A 13988-nucleotide genomic window follows, 5' to 3' on the forward strand; every position below is an offset into this window, starting at 1 on the left:
CCGGCGTCATGGTCGAACTCGGTGTCTACGGCATCGCCCGCGTGTACTGGACCGTCTTCGCCGGCCCCGGCGGCCTCCCACCAGGCGTTCCGGTCGGTCTTCGTGGCCCTGGGCGTGCTCACCGCGCTGGTCGGCGCCGTGATGTGCTGGCAGCAGCGGCACCTCAAGCGCCTTCTGGCATTCTCCACCGTCAGCCACGTCGGTCTGTTCACCATCGGCGTTGCCCTGCTCACCCCGGACGGGGTGGCCGGAACCGCGCTGTACGTCGCCGCCCACGGCTGCGTCAAGGCGGCGCTGTTCGGGCTGACGGGGGTCCTGCTGGACCGCTACGGCTCGGTCGACGAGCACGGTCTGCACGGCAAGGCCCGTGCCCTGCGCCCGGCGGGTGTGCTGTTCGCGGCCGGGGCCCTCGCCGTGGCCGGGCTGCCGCCGTTCGGCACCGGCCTGGGCAAAGCGCTCACCGAGGACGCCGCAGGACACTGGCAGCCGTGGCTGCCCGCCGTGTTCGTCGCCGCCTCCGCGGTCACCGGCGCCGCCGTGCTCCGCGCGGGCCTGCGGGTCTTCTGGGGCACGGGGTCCGTACCGCGCAGCCGGCCCGGTGAACAGGAGACCACCGGCGAGGGCGAGGAACCCGAGATCCGGGCCCCGCGGCGCACCCTGCCGCCGGCCATGACCCTCGTCCCCGCCGCCCTCCTCGCGCTCGCCGCGACGCTGGGCTGCGTACCCATGATCGGCTCCGCCCTCGCGCCCGGAGCCGCCGTCTTCACTGACCGCGCCCGCTATGCCGCCGCCGTCCTCACCCACCAGGGCGCGGCGCCCGTCGGCCGCGCACCGGCCGCCGCCTGGACCGCCACCGGCGTGGCACTCGGGCTGCTGTCCACGGGCATCGCCGTCGCGCTCGCCGTCGCCGCCGTCCACCAGCGCGCGCCGCGGCTGTCCGAGCGGCACCCCGCCGCCCGGGCCGTCCGGGCGCTGCGCCGCCTGCATTCGGGACGCCTCGGCGACTATCTGGCCTGGCTCGCCCTCGGCATCGCGGTGCTGTGCGCCGCGCTCGCCGCCCAGTCCTGAACGCGTGTCGGACGCGGCGGCGTCATGGTGCCCTGAAGTCCACTTCGCCGGCCGTGACGATCCTGGCGCCCATGTTGCGCTCCATCATCTCCAGGGCGGCCGCCTCGAGATGGGGATGGATGGACGCGACGGCGTCCCTCGGCACCGTGACCGACAGATGGCGGATGTGCGCGTCCAGGGCGGAGTAGAGGACGCACTGCTCGGTGACCTGACCGCACAACACCACGTTCCCGACCTCCAGTTGCCACAGCAGATAGGACATGGGCGTCTCGTGGAAGACGGAGTGGCGGGCCTTGACCACGAACAGCGAGTCGTCGTCGGGCCGTATCGGCTCGACCAGTTCGGCGTGCGCCCGGGCCAGCGCGGTCTCCACCAGCTCTCCGTGGTGGGAGCGCCACAGCCCGAAGTTGTCATTGGCGTAGATCACCGGCACGTCCGCGGCGCGGGCCCGCCCGATCAGGTGCGCCACGACGGGAACCACCCGGCGGGCGGAGGGGACGAGCAGCTCGGCGTCCTCGTGGTCGTACGTGTTGATCATGTCGATCACGATGAGCGCGCATCCGCCCTGCCGCCTCCCCTGGTCTCCGGGCCCGGGCACCGCGTCCGCCACCTCGTGTCCGCCGGTCAGTCACGCAGCCGCGGAAGGACCTTGGTGCGGTAGAAGTCGAAGAAGCCCTGCTGGTCCTTGCCGATCTGGCTGACGTGCACCGCGTCGAATCCGGCATCGACGTACGCGTTCAGCGCCTCGATGTGGACGTCCGGATCGTCGCCGCACGGTACGGCGGCCGCCACCTGGTCCTCGGTGACCAGCTGGGACGCCTGCTCGAAGTGGCGCGGGGTGGGCAGGATCTGCGCGAGCTCCCCAGGGAGCTGTTCGGTGGCCCAGAGACGGTGCGCGGTGCGGACCGCCTCCCGCTGGTCCGTGCCCCAGCACACCTTGAGCCCGCCGTACACCGGGTGGCTGCCGCCGCCACCGCGCCGGAAGCGCTCGACGAGGGCGGCGTCGGGCACCATCGTGATCAGCCCGTCCCCGATCCGCGCGGCGGCCTCGGCCGCCTGCGGGCCGAAGGCGGAGACGTCGATGGGCACCGGCTGCTCGGGCAGGGTGTACAGGCGGGCGTTCTCCACGGTGTAGTGCCTGCCGCGATGGCTGGTCTGCTCGCCGGTGAACAGTTTCCGGATGATCTGGAGCGCCTCCTCCAGCATTTCCAGACGTACCGACGCCTCGGGCCACGGGCCGCCCAGGATGTGCTCGTTGAGCGCCTCGCCGGTGCCGACCCCCAGCCGGAACCGGCCGCCGAGCTGTACGGCGCTGGTGGCGGCCGCCTGCGCGATCACGACGGGATGGGTGCGCACCAGCGGGCAGGTCACCGCCGTCTCTACCGGCAGGGAGACGGCCTGCGAGAGGGCGCCCACCACCGACCACACGAACGGGCTCTGTCCCTGGCGGTCGTTCCACGGGTGGTAGTGGTCCGAAATCCACAAGGAAGTGAAACCGGCCTGCTCGGCCATCCTGGCCTGCTCGACGAGCTCTGCGGGGTTGTGCTCCTCGGACGACAGAAAGTACCCGAAGTCAGCCATCACTGCTCCTGACAGATCGTGCCTGCGGCTCTGCGACAGCTTTCCCGAGTACCCGTAACGGGGCGGGCCGCACGTCGTGGCCGCAGGGACAATCAGCGCAGTCGAGCCGTCGGCTCGGTTCCTCTCCGGGTCAGGACCGCCGGCCGCCGAACCGCCAGGTGTGGACCTCGACGTCTCCGTACCGGGCCGGGGCCAGGACGGCTCGTGCCGCGTCCGGGCCCGGCGCCCGGACCAGGGCCGCCGTGCCCAGCCAGGCGGCTCCGTCGTCGGACAGCAGCGGTCCGTACGCGATCAGCTCGTCCCGGTCCGGTGGTGCGGTCGGGGCGTCGGCGGCCTGATCCGTGCCGAGGCCGAGCACGAGGTAGCGGTTGCCGCCGTCCCGCCCGCCGGGGAAGTCCCACATCGTGCGGCCGAGCGCGTTGCGCCACCGGAGCAGCAGTACGTCCCGGTAGACGCCGGCCTGGTGGTTGGGCTCGTCGAAGGCGAACGCGCGGGCGGCGGCGGGATCCGGAAGGTCGAGGATGTGCACGCTGCCGGTGGGTGTCTCACCGTCGTCGGCGAACGTCGGGCCGCGGGCGATCATCTCCTTCGCGTACCGGTCCATGTAGCACCAGTGCTCTTCCAGTTTCTCGTGGCGCAACGCCAGGGAGCCGGGCCGGTCACGGTGGTAGCAGAAGAAGTCCATGACCACGGACCCTTCCGCAAGGCGGGGCGGCATCTCAACCGGCTTTGGCGGGCCACCGGGCCCGCCCAAGCCCGCCGCCGGTCATCCGAGGTGCTCGGCCGTGCTCATCAGCAGGTGGCCCCGGCGGAACCGCTCCCCTTCGCGGGGCTCGCGCAGCATCCGGCCGACCTCGGCGAATCCGGCGTCGCCGGCCAGGTCCGCGAGGTCGTCGATCGGCCACCGGTAGGCCGTGGTCACCTTGTGGTCGAACGGCGTGACCGGCCCGCCCTCCGACTCGAAGAAGCCGAGCAGGAGGTGGCCGCCGGGCGTGAGCACCCGCCGGAACTCGGCGAAGTACGAGGGGATGTCCCGCGGCGGGGTGTGGATGACCGAATACCAGGCCACGATGCCTCGCAGCGTGCCGTCGGCCAGGTCGAGGGCGTCCATGGAACCGACCTCGAACCGCAGGTCCGGGTAGGCCTCGCGGGCGAGGTCGATCATCACCGGCGACAGGTCGACGCCGAAGACCTCCAGCCCCAGGTTCCGCAGGTGCGCGGTCACCCGTCCAGGGCCGCATCCCAGCTCGGCGACGGGCCCGGGTCCGGTGGTCCGGGCGAGTTCGGCGAACGCGGCGAGCACCGCGCGGTCCAGCGGAAGGGCGTCGAGCTCGTCACGGGCGAGGTCGGCATAACGGACGGCGATGGCGTCATAGGCCTCGGCCGTCGTGCCGAGGTGCGAGGGGGATTGAGTCACAAGCGAGAACCCTAGAGCCCTCTACTTGCACGATCACGCAAGTATGCGGCTATGCTGCTGGACGGCAGCAGGAGGCGCGTCGTCGTCCCGTCCCCCGCGCTCCAGCGCGCCGCAGAGCGCACTGCCGCGCGCCTGCATCACCTTCCCCTCATCGGTGCGCGCTCTGCACCGGCAGCGACCCACGGGGATTTCGGGCGGGACCGGCCCTGCCGTCGGCATGCTCTCAAGCGCCGCCCGCCCACGGATCAGGGGCCGGAACAACGAGCAGCCCTCGGCGCGACGATGGAACACGGAAAGAGGCAAGGACAGTTGGTGATGAAGACCCTGCCGCACCCGCGCAACGGCGCCGGCACCGCCGTCCTCGGCGTGCTCACACTCACCGCGCTGGAGATGACCGTCCTGGCCACCGCCCCGGCGGCGTACCGTCCGGTCGTCAGCGGTGCCCTGCTGGGAGCAGCCGTCACGGCGTTCGTCCTGCTCGCCGCGGTGCTGCGCGCGGATCGCAAGGCCACTCGGCGAGCGCGGCGCCGCGTTCTGGAGGTGATGGACGAGTCGTCGTTCACCTCCCGCACCTTGGAGGGCTTCCCCATGGAAGCGGTCCGCCCCCGTCTCTTGGGGCCGAGTGCGCCTTCCCTCAACCACCTTTACACCGCGTGGGCGTTCGCCGCCCGCGGCTATGACGCCACCTGGCTCGTACGCCACCTCGGCCTGCCCGCAGACCTGGCCCGGTTGCTGACCGAAGCTGCTGCCGTCCGCCTGCGGGACTGACCACGGCCACCCACCGGTGTCAACCGGCAAAATCGATGCCGGAACCCGCTGCCTGTCAGGGACGAAGGTGTCACGTGCCGCCCTGGACCAGCAGGGCGATCCGGTCGGAGTCGAAGACCACCCAGCGTGAAGAGGCGCACCCCGACAGCCTCAGCCGGCACAGGGTGTCCCCCTCAGGGCTGATCCACCATCCGGTGACGGCGCCCGGCCAGGTCCAGCCGGTCCCATCACACACCTCGACCGGCCGGTAGGTGACCCGGACCTGCTCTTCCGACGGCAGTGGACATCCTCTGGCCAGTTCTTCCAGCAGACCCTCGGCCGTGGTCGTGTCCGGCACGGCTCTGCCCCTCCCAGCTCTCTCATCCTTGTTGCCCTGTCGGGCAATTGATTGCCTGCCCCCGAGGGCACCTCGGCGCACGGAGCGAGTGGTCCAGCCACCACCCGGCGTAATCACCCCCAGTCGCCGCCGAAGTCGCCCCCGCCGTCCGACCCGACACCCCCGTCGAATCCGCCCGCGAAGTCGGAGGCTCGGAAGTCCGCACCGGAGAACTCGCCGCCGTCCGGCAGATCGGGGCCGGACGAGACGCCATCGCCGGAGCCTGCGAAGGCGGACGGCGCGCTGAGCAGGCTGCCCAGCAGCGTGCCGGCGAGCAGGCCGCCGACCACCGCGCCCGCGCCGCCGAAGTAGCCGCCCGCCCACGGCGCGTACGCCGGGCCGGCGTTCCAGTACGGCTGGGCGCCCTGGCCGGTGTCGACCATCCGCGTCATCGGCTGCCCACCCTGAATGACCCGTGCGGCGTCCTCCGCGCAGGCGGGGACCATCCGCGGCACGCCGCCGGGCGGGCTCCAGTTCACATCTTCGACCGAGGGGCCGTGACGGGGGTCGAAGAAGCAGGGCACACGGCGCTCGGGCAGCGGCGTTCCATTGCGGCGGGCGGCCAGGGTGGCCAGGGCGAAGCGCCCGTCGGCCAGCGTAGCGGTCACCGGCTGCACGTCCTGAGGCTTGGCCGCAGCGGCCATCTGCTGTTTGGCCAGTTCATAGGCGTCGAGGGCGTGGGAGTAGTCGTTGCGCATCTCGTCGGTGGCCCCTGACTCGGACGGGGAGAAGGCCAGTCGGTCCAGTTCCTCGCCGAAGGCGGTGATGTCCTCGTCCACCACCACCCGCAGCGCCTCCAACTCCCTTTGCTCGGCCTCCCGCCGCTTCTTCGCCCGCCGGTACAGCGCATATCCGCCCCCGGCCGCCCCGGCCGCGAGCAGGCCGCCGACCATCAGCCCGCCGCCGGAGCCGCCCTCACCACTGTCCTGCCAGGACGCAGGGGCGTGCCCCTTCGTCTGCTTGACGGCCTGGTCGACGAACGCGTTCAACTGCGCCTCCGCGTCCGAGGCGTAGGAGCGCTGCACCGCTCCGCGCAGGTTGTCGACGGCGCTCTGCGACATCACCTGATGGTCCGCCTTGGCGTTGAACAACTCGCCCAGGCGCACGGCGTACACCCCGCTGATGCCGGTGAGTGAGCGCAGGTCCGCCATCAGGGACGCCTGCGGGTAGTCGGAGGACCGGGGCAGTACCGCCACGAAGACCGGTTTGTCCGCGGCCTCGATCTTCGCCGCGAGCTTGTCGGCCACGGACTTCGGCAACTGCCCCGCGGCTCGCGGGTCGACGTACACCGGACCCTTCTTGAAGGCTTCCGCCACGACCCCCGTGCCGGCGTCCGCGGCCGCCGGCGCGGCGAAAGCCGGCGGGGCGAGTCCCACAAGAGCTGTCACGCCCACGACGGCGAGGGCCCGGGCGAAGCGAGACCGTGGCGAAACAGGCATGACTGAGACCTCCTTGCGAGGGAGTGACCGCCCCGCCTCCGGAACAACGTCGACCCTCACGCTCTTTCACTTGCGCAATAAGGAAAGTATGCCAGACGGTGCTGCACCCAGGCCGAGTTCGACGGGAGTGTCAGCGACTCAGTTGACGCACAGCACCCCGCCGCCTTCGCAGCGGGGCCCGAGTCGGCGGGCGACGACGAGTTCGACTCCGTGGCGGCAGGTGACGACGCCTGCCGGCTGGGCAGCGCGTAGTTCTCGCCCAGGGTGACCACGACATGGCCGGCGGGCACGGCCGAACTGGCAGCCGGGGCAGCGGCGTTGAACCGACCGGCGATCCGCTGCGCCGCCTGCTGAGCACTGGGGCCGTAGACGACGGTGGTGGCGGGCTGCGCGGCCGCGTTGCCGGTTGCACCGGCCGTGTAGCCGAGCTCGACCAGGTAGGACAGCGCGGCGGAGGCCTCGCCCGGGGCGCCGCTTCCGTTGCGTATGTCGACGATGGCGGGCGCAGCCGGGGCCGTACCCGCCGCGGTAGCAGCCGACGACGGGGCCCCTCTTCCACCCGCGAGACGAAGAAGCGCGGCCAAGAGTTGCAGAGTCGCACAAGTGAGCGAATGTCAAGTACACGGCACCGACAAACTGTGCGCGTCCGCTCTTCGATCTACCCTGGGACGCATCTGGTGGGCTGCCCCGTCGGACAGCCGCCCGGGAGGCGAGGAGAGCGATGCGCGCGGACGTGCAGCAGGTCGCCGACGGCACCTATCTGGTGCACGGCGGCAACACGAACTGGGTGATCCTGACCGAGGGCGACGCCGTCACACTGATCGACACCGGCTACCCCGGCGACCGGCAGCAGCTGCTCGACTCGCTGACGGCGGTGGGGAGTTCGCCCCAGGCGGTGGCGGCCGTACTGATCACCCACGCGCACAACGACCACCTGGGCAACGCCGAGTACCTGCGCCGCGCCTACGGCACCCCGGTGCATCTGCACGAGACCGAACTGCCGCACGCACGGCGGGAGTTCCTGCACCAGGTGACCGTCGGGCAGGTGCTGCGCAACGGCTGGCGGCCCGGTGTGCTGCCCTGGGCGGTGCACGCGCTGCGCCTCGGCGGCACCGCGCACGTCCCGGTCGCCGCGCCCGAGCCGTTCCCTGCCGCCGGCCCGCTGGACCTGCCGGGGCGCCCCGTGCCCGTGCACACGCCGGGCCACACCCGGGGCCACACCGTGTTCCACCTCCCCGACACCGGCGTGCTGGTCTCCGGCGACGCCCTGGTGAGCGGCCACCCCACCTCACGCCTGACCGGCCCGCAGCTGCTGCCCGACATGTTCCACCACCAACGCGCCCAGGCTCTGGCCTCGTTGGGCAGGCTCGAACGCCTCGATGGAGACCTGCTGCTGCCCGGCCACGGCCCCGTGCTCCGCGGTCCGGTGCGGCAGGCGGCGCTGCAAGCGCGGGAACGCGCCCTTTAGGGTTCGTGCCATGGGTCTGCAGATCAGCGCCACCAACCCGGAGCACCCCGCGCTCCTGCTCGAACTGCCGTGGCGGACACCACTGGAGGAGTGGCCCGAGGAGTACCTGGTGCCGCTGCCGCGCGGCATCTCCCGGCACGTGGTGCGCTACGCCCGCGCCGGCGACGAGGTGGTCGCCGTCAAGGAACTCGCCGAACGCCCGGCGCTGCGCGAGTACGAGCTGCTGCGCGACCTGGACCGGCTCGGCATCCCCGCGGTGGACGCGCTGGCCGTGGTCACCGGCCGCACCGACCACGCGGGCGAGCCGCTGGAGCCGGTGCTGATCACCCGGCACCTGGGCGGGTCGATGCCGTACCGCTCGATGTTCGAGACCACCCTGCGCCCGGCCACCATGCACCGCCTGATGGACGCCCTGGCCGTCCTGCTGGTGCGGCTGCACCTGGCCGGGTTCGCCTGGGGCGACTGCTCGCTGTCCAACACGCTGTTCCGGCGCGACGCCGGCGCGTACGCCGCCTACCTGGTGGACGCCGAGACCGGCGAGCTGCACCGGCGGCTGAGCCCCGGACAGCGGGAGTACGACCTCGACCTGGCCCGCGTCAACATCAGCGGCGAGCTGCTGGACCTGGAGGCCTCCGGGGCGCTGCACCCCTCGGTGGACCCGGTCGAGTTCGGCACCGAGATCTGCGCCCGCTACCGCGGCCTGTGGCAGGAGCTGACCCGCACCTCGGTCTACCCGGCGGGCAAGTACCACTACATCGAGCGCCGGATCAGACGGCTCAACGACCTCGGCTTCGACGTGGCCGAGATGCAGATCGAGAGCTCCACCACCGGCGACACGGTCACCTTCGTGCCCAAGGTCGTCGACGCAGGCCACCACCAGCGGCAGTTGCTGCGCCTGACCGGCCTGGACACCGAGGAGAACCAGGCGCGACGGTTGCTGACCGACCTGGAGAGCTGGATGGCCACCCAGGACGACTACGCGCCGGGCGGCACCCAACCGGGGCCGGGCGGCGGGCATTCGCTCGCCGCCCGTCCGGAGGTGCTGGCGCACCGCTGGGTGCGGGAGGTGTTCCGTCCCACCGTGCGGGCGGTGCCGGGCGAGCTGCGCGGCACCATGGACCCGGCCGAGCTGTACCACGAGCTGCTGGAGCACCGCTGGTACCTGTCCGAGCGGGCGCAGCACGACATCGGCCTCGACACCGCGGTGCAGGACTACGTCAGGAACGTCCTGCCCCGGGCACGCCGGACGCCGGACACGACGCCCGGGTGACTCACGGGTGCGGGACGACGGCCACCGGGCAGCCGGCATGGTGCAGCATCCCGCTCGCGACGGAGCCGATCCGCGCGCCCACCGCGGTGCGGCGCGCCCGGCGCCCCACGACCAGCAGCTGGGCGTGCTCGGCCGCGGCCAGCAGCACCTGGCCCGCGCTGCCCATCTCCACGTGCTCGACGACGGGGACGTCCGGGAAGCGCTCCCGCCACGGCTGGAGCGCCGCGGCCAGCGCCTTCCGCTCGTACGGTTCCAGGCCGCCGGCCTCGTCGAGCAGCTTGAGCGAGCCGGGGCTGTAGGCGAACACCGGCGGCAGCGTCCAGGCGCGTACCGCCCGCACCCCGGCGCCGCGCGCGGCGGCGGTCTCGAACGCGAACGCCAGGGCCGCGGCGCTGTCCTCAGGGGCGCCCTGCTGGCCCACGACGACCTCCCGGCCCGCGGCCTCGGCGGCCGGCCGGTCCCCTGTGCGCACCAGGACGACGGGCCGTTCGGTCCCGGCGATCACCTGCTGGCCGACGGAACCGACCAGGAACCCGACGAGGGCGCCCCGTCCGCGCGAGCCGAGCACCAGCGCCTCCGACTCCGCCGCGGCGCCGAGCAGGGCCGGCACGGCGTCGTCCTCCACGGCGTCGGCGGTCACGGTCAGGCCCGGGTGGCGCTCGGTGACGGTCCGGGCGGCCCCGGCGACCGACTCGCGCACCCACTGGCGCTGGGTGTCCCGGTCGCCCGCGTCGAAGGCGTCGTGCACCTCGTGGTGCCAGGCCCGCACCAGGCGCAGCGGCAGCCCGCGGCGCTCGGCCTCCCGGGCGGCCCACGCCAGTGCGGCGAGGCTCTCCTCCGATCCGTCCACCCCTGCCGTGATCGGGCGCGTCATGCCGTGTGCCTCCCTGTGTGGTGAGCCGTTCTCGGTGCCAGTCTCCCCTACCGGCCGATCACCGGAGCGGGCGGCCGGGCGATCGCCTGCCGAGTACCCGGGCGAAGCGGGACGGCCGCACATACGATGGGCAGGAGCCGGCGTGGTGACGACGGGGGCGCGCAGCGGGCAGCCGATCCGAGCACACGGGGTGACAGCCGGATGACACAGGCCGTGGAGCAGGCCCGGACCGTCATCATGACCGTGGACGACGATCCGGGGGTCTCCCGCGCCGTCGCCCGGGACCTCAGGCGGCGCTACGGCGGGTCGTACCGGATCGTGCGCGCCGAGTCCGGCGAGTCCGCACTGGACGCGCTGCGCGAGCTGAAGCTGCGCGGCGACCCCGTCGCGGTCATCCTGGCCGACTTCCGCATGCCGCGGATGAACGGCATCGAGTTCCTCGAGCGCGCCCTGGACATCCACCCGGGCGCCCGGCGGGTTCTGCTGACCGCGTACGCGGACACCGACGCGGCGATCGACGCGATCAACGTCGTCGACCTCGACCACTACCTGCTCAAGCCCTGGGACCCGCCCGAGGAGAAGCTGTACCCGGTCCTGGACGACCTGCTCCAGGTCTGGCGGGCCGGCGACTACCGACCGGTGCCGAGCACGAAGGTGGTCGGGCACCGCTGGTCGGCTCGGTCCTCCCAGGTGCGGGAGTTCCTGGCCCGCAATCAGGTGCCGTATCGCTGGTACTCCTCGGACGAACCGGAGGGCAGGCGGCTGCTGGCCGCGGCCGGGCAGGACGGTCAGCGGCTGCCGCTGGTGGTCACCCCGGACGGCACCCCGCTGCTCGAACCGGAGCCGGCCGAGCTCGCGGCCCACGTGGGGCTCGCGACGACACCGGCGGCCGACTTCTACGACCTGGTGGTGGTCGGCGGCGGCCCGGCCGGGCTCGGCGCGGCCGTCTACGGGGCCTCCGAGGGGCTGCGGACGGTGCTCGTGGAGCGCTCGGCGACCGGCGGGCAGGCGGGGCAGAGCTCCCGGATCGAGAACTACCTCGGGTTCCCGAACGGCGTCTCCGGCGCCCAGCTCACCGACCGGGCCCGCCGGCAGGCGACGAGGTTCGGCGCGGAGATCCTGACCGCGCGCGAGGTGACCGGCCTGGAGATCTGCGGGGCGGCGCGGATCGTGCGGTTCTCCGACGGTTCGGCGGTCGCCGCGCACAGCGTGATCCTGGCGACGGGCGTGTCCTACCGGCAGCTTCCGGCGCCCGGCGTGGAGGAGCTGACCGGCTGCGGGGTGTTCTACGGCTCGGCGCTGACCGAGGCGCCCTCCTGCCAGGGGCAGGACATCTACATCGTCGGCGGCGCCAACTCCGCGGGGCAGGCCGCGATGTACCTGTCCCGGGGCGCGAAGTCGGTGACCCTGCTGGTGCGCGGGGCGTCGCTGGCGGCGTCGATGTCGTACTACCTGATCCAGCAGATCGAAGAGGCCCCCAACATCACGGTGCGCACGGGCACCGTCGTGGACGCCGCGCACGGCTCGGGCCACCTGGAGAAGCTGGCCCTGCGCGACACGGCCACCGGGGAGACCGAACTCGTCGACACGCAGTGGATGTTCGTGTTCATCGGCGCGGCGCCGCGGACCGACTGGCTGGGCGGCACGGTGCTGCGCGACGGGCGCGGGTTCATCCTGTCCGGGCCCGACCTCACCGCCGATGGCCGGCCGCCCCCGGGGTGGGAGCTGGACCGGCCGCCGTACCACCTGGAGACCAACGTGCCCGGCGTGTTCGTCGCCGGTGACGCGCGGGCGGAGTCCGCCAAGCGGGTCGCGTCCGCCGTCGGAGAGGGAGCCATGGCCGTGTTGCTCGTCCACCGTTACCTGGAGCAGTCGTGAGCGGCCGGCGGATGCCGTGCAGCCCCGGTGAGATCGGCTCGCTGTTCCTGTTCGAGAAGCTCCGGCCCGAGCAGATGGGCCGGCTGTGCGCCGAGGGGCGGGTGGAGATGTTCGACGCCGGCCCGGTGTACACCGAGGGCGAGCCGGCCACCTGCTTCTACGTGATGATCGAGGGCACGGTGGTGCTCTCCCGCCGGGTCGGCGGAGACGACGTGGAGGTCATCCGGACCTCGCAGCGCGGGGTGTACTCGGGCGCCATGCAGGCCTACCTCGGGGACCGGCTGCGGCAGGTCTACATCAACTCGATGCGGGTCACGGAGCCGACGCGGTTCTTCGTGCTGCCCGCCGACGTGTTCGCGGACATCATGCGGGAATGGTTCCCGATGGCGGTGCACCTGCTCGAGGGGCTGTTCTTCGGGTCCAAGAGCATCCAGGCGGCCGTCGGGCAGCGTGAGCGGCTGCTGGCACTCGGCTCGCTGTCCGCCGGACTGACCCATGAGCTCAACAACCCCGCGGCGGCGGCCGTCCGGGCCACCGCGACGCTGCGGGAGCGGGTGGCCAAGATGCGGCGCAAGCTCGCCTTGATCGCCGAAGGTCCGTTCTCCCGGGACCAGTTGACCAGCCTCATGGAGATCCAGGAGCGTACGGCCGAGCGGGTCGCCAAGGCCCCGGACCTCAGCCCGCTCCAGGCGGCCGACCGCGAGGACGCCCTCACCGACTGGCTGGAGGACCACGGTATCGAGCTGGGCACGCAGTTGGCGCCCACCTTCGTGCAGGCGGGGCTGGACGTCGACTGGCTGGAGCAGGTCGCGGCGGCCGTCGACGAGGAGATCCTGCCGGGTGCCGTGGGGTGGCTCAACTACACAGTGGAGACGGAGCTGCTGATGGACGAGATCGCGGACTCCACCACCCGGATCTCCCGTCTCGTGGACGCCGCCAAGCAGTACTCCCAGCTGGACCGTGCCCCCTACCAGGTCGCCGATGTGCACGAACTCCTCGACAGCACCCTGCTGATGCTGTCGGGCAAGATCGGTCCGCGTATCGAGGTCGTCAAGGAGTACGACCGTACGCTGCCGCGGGTCCCCGCCTACCCGGCCGAACTCAACCAGGTGTGGACCAATCTGATCGACAACGCGGTGTCCGCCATGGACGGCGCGGGCGGCGAGGGCACGCTGACCGTGCGGACCGCGCTCCACGACGACCGGCTGCTGGTCGAGTTCCGGGACACCGGGCCGGGGGTGCCGCCGGAGATCCGGGACCGCATCTTCGACCCGTTCTTCACCACCAAGCCGGTCGGCCAGGGCACCGGCCTCGGGCTGGACATCTCCTGGCGGATCGTCGTCAACAAGCACCACGGCGCCCTCCGTGTGGACTCGGTGCCCGGCGACACCCGGTTCCAGGTGCTGCTGCCGCTGAGCGCCGGGGAAGACGACGAAATGGCGGCCGGATCGCCGCTCACCGCCGAGGACCACCCGACATCCGAGGAGCCGACATGACCCGTGACACCGGAATCGACCCCAGCGTGCCGCCCAGCGGCACCGGCTGCGCCGAGTGCGACACAGCCGGCGGCTGGTGGTTCCATCTGCGGCGCTGCGCCCGCTGCGGCCACATCGGCTGCTGCGACGACTCCCCCGGCAAGCACGCCACCGCCCACCACCGGGCCACCGGTCACCCGGTGATCCGCAGCTACGAGCCCGGCGAGGGCTGGTTCTGGAACTACGACACGAACGAGTTCTACGAGTCCGGACCCGAACTCGCGCCGCCCGAGAGCCACCCGGCGAACCAGCCCGCCCCGGGCCCGGAGGGACGCGTCCCGGCGAACTGGGCGGACACCCTGCGCTGAGCCGCG

General features: G+C 72.5%; 15 protein-coding genes. 7 read left to right on the plus strand and 8 right to left on the minus strand.

The window, feature by feature from the left end:
* The first annotated feature begins 21 nt into the window (after positions 1-21).
* The gene (locus tag ABZ818_RS04430) at positions 22-1068 is read left to right on the plus strand and encodes a proton-conducting transporter membrane subunit (protein ID WP_361410646.1); all 1047 of its coding nucleotides are present in this window, start codon (positions 22-24) and stop codon (positions 1066-1068) included.
* A 22-nt stretch (positions 1069-1090) separates the two neighbouring features.
* On the opposite strand, the gene ABZ818_RS04435 is transcribed toward ABZ818_RS04430, so the two are convergent.
* The 4 genes from ABZ818_RS04435 to ABZ818_RS04450 form a co-directional block, all read right to left on the minus strand.
* A complete protein-coding gene (locus ABZ818_RS04435) occupies positions 1091-1615 on the minus strand; it encodes an isochorismatase family cysteine hydrolase (RefSeq protein WP_361411170.1) in 525 nt (174 codons plus the stop codon).
* A 77-nt stretch (positions 1616-1692) separates the two neighbouring features.
* Positions 1693-2649, minus strand: a complete 957-nt coding sequence (locus ABZ818_RS04440; RefSeq protein WP_361410649.1) for an LLM class F420-dependent oxidoreductase — start codon at positions 2647-2649, stop codon at positions 1693-1695.
* A 130-nt stretch (positions 2650-2779) separates the two neighbouring features.
* Complete coding sequence (locus ABZ818_RS04445) at positions 2780-3334, minus strand: YciI family protein (protein WP_361410652.1); 555 nt, start codon at positions 3332-3334, stop codon at positions 2780-2782.
* Positions 3335-3415: 81 nt separating this feature from the next.
* Positions 3416-4066: a class I SAM-dependent methyltransferase gene (locus ABZ818_RS04450; RefSeq protein WP_361410654.1), complete on the minus strand. Its 651-nt coding sequence runs from the start codon at positions 4064-4066 to the stop codon at positions 3416-3418.
* Positions 4067-4381: 315 nt separating this feature from the next.
* On the opposite strand from ABZ818_RS04450, the gene ABZ818_RS04455 reads away from it, so the two are divergent.
* The gene (locus ABZ818_RS04455) at positions 4382-4834 is read left to right on the plus strand and encodes a hypothetical protein (RefSeq protein WP_361410657.1); all 453 of its coding nucleotides are present in this window, start codon (positions 4382-4384) and stop codon (positions 4832-4834) included.
* A gap of 70 nt (positions 4835-4904) precedes the next feature.
* Here the strand turns inward: ABZ818_RS04455 and ABZ818_RS04460 are convergent, their stop codons facing one another.
* The 3 genes from ABZ818_RS04460 to ABZ818_RS04470 all read right to left on the minus strand — a co-directional run bounded on the left by ABZ818_RS04460 (position 4905) and on the right by ABZ818_RS04470 (position 7233).
* The gene (locus ABZ818_RS04460) at positions 4905-5171 is read right to left on the minus strand and encodes a hypothetical protein (RefSeq protein WP_361410660.1); all 267 of its coding nucleotides are present in this window, start codon (positions 5169-5171) and stop codon (positions 4905-4907) included.
* 113 nt (positions 5172-5284) lie between these two features.
* Positions 5285-6649, minus strand: coding sequence for a hypothetical protein (locus tag ABZ818_RS04465; protein ID WP_361410663.1), 1365 nt, complete (start codon positions 6647-6649; stop codon positions 5285-5287).
* A 56-nt stretch (positions 6650-6705) separates the two neighbouring features.
* Positions 6706-7233, minus strand: coding sequence for a LytR C-terminal domain-containing protein (locus ABZ818_RS04470; RefSeq protein ID WP_361410666.1), 528 nt, complete (start codon positions 7231-7233; stop codon positions 6706-6708).
* Between the two features lie 137 nt (positions 7234-7370).
* On the opposite strand from ABZ818_RS04470, the gene ABZ818_RS04475 reads away from it, so the two are divergent.
* Entirely contained in the window at positions 7371-8117 is a 747-nt protein-coding gene (locus ABZ818_RS04475) for an MBL fold metallo-hydrolase (protein ID WP_361410669.1), read from the plus strand.
* A 10-nt stretch (positions 8118-8127) separates the two neighbouring features.
* Positions 8128-9387 carry a DUF4032 domain-containing protein gene (locus ABZ818_RS04480; protein WP_361410671.1) on the plus strand — a complete coding sequence of 420 codons (1260 nt, stop codon included), beginning with the start codon at positions 8128-8130 and terminating at the stop codon, positions 9385-9387.
* 1 nt (position 9388) lies between these two features.
* Here ABZ818_RS04480 and ABZ818_RS04485 read toward each other — a convergent pair whose 3' ends face one another.
* Complete coding sequence (locus tag ABZ818_RS04485) at positions 9389-10261, minus strand: universal stress protein (protein WP_361410674.1); 873 nt, start codon at positions 10259-10261, stop codon at positions 9389-9391.
* Between the two features lie 201 nt (positions 10262-10462).
* Here ABZ818_RS04485 and ABZ818_RS04490 point away from each other — a divergent pair, with 201 nt between their 5' ends.
* The 3 genes from ABZ818_RS04490 to ABZ818_RS04500 are packed head-to-tail and all read left to right on the plus strand — an operon-like array spanning position 10463 to position 13982.
* Positions 10463-12139, plus strand: coding sequence for an FAD-dependent oxidoreductase (locus tag ABZ818_RS04490; RefSeq protein ID WP_361410677.1), 1677 nt, complete (start codon positions 10463-10465; stop codon positions 12137-12139).
* Positions 12136-13635 (plus strand): ATP-binding protein, encoded by a 1500-nt coding sequence (locus ABZ818_RS04495; RefSeq protein WP_361410680.1) that lies wholly within the window; start codon positions 12136-12138, stop codon positions 13633-13635. The genes ABZ818_RS04490 and ABZ818_RS04495 overlap by 4 nt, the downstream gene beginning before the upstream one ends.
* Entirely contained in the window at positions 13632-13982 is a 351-nt protein-coding gene (locus ABZ818_RS04500) for a UBP-type zinc finger domain-containing protein (protein ID WP_361410683.1), read from the plus strand. The genes ABZ818_RS04495 and ABZ818_RS04500 overlap by 4 nt, the downstream gene beginning before the upstream one ends.
* The last annotated feature ends 6 nt before the right edge of the window (positions 13983-13988 follow it).

It is taken from the genome of Streptomyces sp. NPDC047453, from assembly GCF_040643155.1.
In the GTDB taxonomy this organism is placed as follows: Bacteria; Actinomycetota; Actinomycetes; order Streptomycetales; family Streptomycetaceae; genus Streptomyces.

Excerpts from the sequence above, each read along its gene's own strand:
- ABZ818_RS04440 (WP_361410649.1), bottom strand. The coding sequence starts at position 2,649 with ATGGCTGACTTCGGGTACTTTCTGTCGTCCGAGGAGCACAACCCCGCA.
- ABZ818_RS04445 (WP_361410652.1), bottom strand. The coding sequence starts at position 3,334 with ATGGACTTCTTCTGCTACCACCGTGACCGGCCCGGCTCCCTGGCGTTG.
- ABZ818_RS04455 (WP_361410657.1), top strand. The coding sequence starts at position 4,382 with ATGAAGACCCTGCCGCACCCGCGCAACGGCGCCGGCACCGCCGTCCTC.
- ABZ818_RS04465 (WP_361410663.1), bottom strand. The coding sequence starts at position 6,649 with ATGCCTGTTTCGCCACGGTCTCGCTTCGCCCGGGCCCTCGCCGTCGTG.
- ABZ818_RS04475 (WP_361410669.1), top strand. The coding sequence starts at position 7,371 with ATGCGCGCGGACGTGCAGCAGGTCGCCGACGGCACCTATCTGGTGCAC.
- ABZ818_RS04480 (WP_361410671.1), top strand. The coding sequence starts at position 8,128 with ATGGGTCTGCAGATCAGCGCCACCAACCCGGAGCACCCCGCGCTCCTG.
- ABZ818_RS04485 (WP_361410674.1), bottom strand. The coding sequence starts at position 10,261 with ATGACGCGCCCGATCACGGCAGGGGTGGACGGATCGGAGGAGAGCCTC.
- ABZ818_RS04490 (WP_361410677.1), top strand. The coding sequence starts at position 10,463 with ATGACACAGGCCGTGGAGCAGGCCCGGACCGTCATCATGACCGTGGAC.
- ABZ818_RS04500 (WP_361410683.1), top strand. The coding sequence starts at position 13,632 with ATGACCCGTGACACCGGAATCGACCCCAGCGTGCCGCCCAGCGGCACC.